The organism is Mesorhizobium sp. WSM4816 (genome assembly GCF_055811535.1).
On record NZ_JBVVQR010000114.1, the window covers coordinates 1 to 383 of the forward strand.

The window sequence follows — 383 nt, forward strand, 5'->3', positions numbered from 1 at the left end:
ACGTTAGAGACTTGCCACTGGCCATTGCGCGCTGTGCAAACGCCGCGGTTGTTTAGGGCGATTGCCAGTCCACGCAGGCTGGTGATGCCCGACCGCTGTATGGAAGCGATGATTGGCAGCACGGTCTGGGCAAACCGGTCGGCTTCTTCGATCGACATCTTCCGACCTTTCGCCGCAGCTTCAGCGGTGTTGGTCGGATTGCCGAGCTTCATGCCGGTCGTCTTGCGCGAGGCGAGGGCGGCTTTGGTGCGTTCCGAGATCAATCGACGCTCCTTCTCTGCCAACGCGGCGTAAAGGTGCAACATGAACGGATCGGCATCGGCGCCAAGTTCGGCGACGATAAACGGGACCCGCTGGACCATCAGTCCGGCAACGAAGGCGAC

The 383-nt window shown here is 61.1% G+C and carries 1 protein-coding gene; it reads right to left on the reverse strand.

Annotation, left to right across the window (positions count from 1 at the left end):
* Positions 1-362, reverse strand: a 362-nt coding sequence (locus AC0L3H_RS33040; RefSeq protein WP_473588255.1) for a recombinase family protein, incomplete at its 3' end; no start/stop codon positions are given.
* Positions 363-383 lie beyond the last annotated feature (21 nt).